This window comes from Sandarakinorhabdus sp. (assembly GCF_031422795.1).
Classification (GTDB): Bacteria; Pseudomonadota; Alphaproteobacteria; order Sphingomonadales; family Sphingomonadaceae; genus Sandarakinorhabdus.
This window is the reverse complement of record NZ_JANPML010000351.1, coordinates 1-2,012: the sequence shown is the minus strand read 5'-3', so window position 1 is coordinate 2,012 and position 2,012 is coordinate 1. Positions and strand designations below refer to the sequence as shown.

Annotated in this window: 3 protein-coding genes; all 3 read right to left on the bottom strand. The window is 67.2% G+C overall.

The window, feature by feature from the left end; genetic code table 11:
• Positions 1 to 278: hypothetical protein (locus RMO81_RS12315; RefSeq protein ID WP_310476185.1), on the bottom strand; the 278-nt coding region annotated here is incomplete at its 3' end.
• Positions 279 to 304: 26 nt separating this feature from the next.
• Positions 305 to 1,519, bottom strand: a complete 1,215-nt coding sequence (locus RMO81_RS12310) for a DUF1302 family protein (RefSeq protein WP_310476184.1) — start codon at positions 1,517 to 1,519, stop codon at positions 305 to 307.
• Positions 1,516 to 2,012, bottom strand: a 497-nt coding sequence (locus RMO81_RS12305; RefSeq protein ID WP_310476183.1) for an outer membrane lipoprotein-sorting protein, incomplete at its 5' end; no start/stop codon positions are given. The genes RMO81_RS12305 and RMO81_RS12310, both read right to left, overlap by 4 nt.

Below are 2,012 nucleotides of genomic sequence, written 5' to 3'. Positions count from 1 at the left end.
AAACGGGTGAGGCCTTGCGAAAGCGTGCAGGCCGCCGCCACGCGCGCCGCGGGCGTGCCGTCCTTGATCAGAAAGGCCAGCGTGTTGCGGCTTTCGAAGGCATCCTGGATGGCGTGGATCTGTTCCGACAGGGGGCTGCGGTTGGGCAACGAACTGTCGAAATCGGAGACGAAATGCAGGTGGCGCGCGCCGGCAAGCGACAACAGTGCCGCCATGGCGACCATGGCAATGACCGTCCAGGGCCGGCGCGTGACGAGGGTGGCGAGAGTGGTGAACATGGCAGTTCTCCTGGAAAGGACGCCGATCAGAAACCGGCACGCACGGCGATTGAAATCATGTTGTTGGGTCGCAATTGGCCGAAGAATGTGCCGCGCGCGCCGCCATGGCGTTCGGCCAGCAGCGACAGGCGCAACGTGTCATTCAGCCGGCGACTAGCCTTGAGCTGCACATAATTGCCGCCACCGGTGAAGGCCGCGACCGTTGCTTCGATCGCGCCACGATCGCCGGCCAGCCCCTTGCGAACCCTGATGGTGCCGCCCACGATGGTATCGCGCCACGCCGAATGGATGAGGTTGTTGCGATCCGAAACCAGCGGTGATGCGCCTGGCGCGAGTGCCGAACCACGGTTCAGCCGCAGCACGGCCTGCGCAATCACCGACCATTGGCCGCGAAAACTGTGATCAATCCCCAGCACGCCGGCAAATCGCGGCAGCCGCCCGGCCTGGCCGCGCGCCGCACCGCCGGCATAATCATAACCCGCCAGTTCAAGCCGCAGGCCGAAGTCGCCCAAATTTGTCGCAAGATCGCCGCCCAGCATGGCAAGGCGCGGATGGTGCTGAACCAGCACCGGCGCGCCGATGGCAGGTCGCTCTATCGCAAGCCACGGCGTGCGATCGGCAACGTCGGCATAGGTAACCGACCAGTCGAACCGGCCCCCGAAGCGTTCGTAACGCAGGGCAAATTGTGTTTCGGGCGCGTCCGCCCGCTCCTGCCGGAAGGCCCGGCCCGGCCCGGCCAGCACGATCGGCAGCACTGTGGCGCGGAATTCCGGCAACCAGTGCGCCGCCAGCGTGCCACCGGCCAATGGCAGCGACACACTCGCGCCGGCCAGGCCCAGCCGGTTGTCGTCTTCGTCCTCGACCAGCCGGCGATAATCGCGGGCGGCAGCCACATCGGTGGGGTTGATCCGGTCGGCGCGGCCCCAGACGTTGGTCTGGCGCCCTGCCGACACCGTGACGCCGCCCGCCGTCAATTGCAGCTGCGCCTCGCGGATGTCGCCGGCCAGTTTGCCGGTTCCATCCGGATTGATGCCCGCCCAGCCTTCAGCGCGCAGTGCGGCGTTCTCGCCAAGGCTTTGCCGCACCCGCAGCCACACTTCGGCCGCTGCCTCGAATCCGTCGTCGGTGCCGGTGCGGTCGCTGCTCCAGGCGCTGGCACGGCCAGACAGTTCGACACCCGGTGCGGCGAGCGTCGGCGCCGACAGCACCGCGCCTGCCAACAAGGCCAGCGCCGGCTTCACGATTGCAGGGCCTGGGGTGCGAGTTCAGCATCGCTGACAGCGGCGTTGATGCGAAACTGGCTGAAGGCCAGCGTCGACACGCCGCCGCCGCGCAGGTTGCGCATCGTCAGGCGCATCGGCTGCAGCTTGCCCTTGCCAGCATCCAGAACGCTGATGTCGTCAGCCAGCAGCGATTTGACTGGCGCGCCGGTCTGATCGTGAAAATCCACCCGCAGCGTCGCGGCGTCGGCTTCGCGCAGCCAGGTCGTGCGCTTGCCATAGCCGGTATCGCTGGCCACCCGTGCCGAAGCGGGCACGCTTTCGATGCGGATCGCGCTTGTTGCGCCCAACGATTCGCGCCCCACCAGCCGGTGACGCCAGTCGCCCACCTTGTGGCCGATGATGTCGCCCAGCGAAAATTCGGAACCCACCCACGGATCGGCGCGGTTCGACGACACCAGCCGCCGCACGCGCCGCAAGGCCGGCAGGAAAATCCACAGATCGTCGCTGCTGC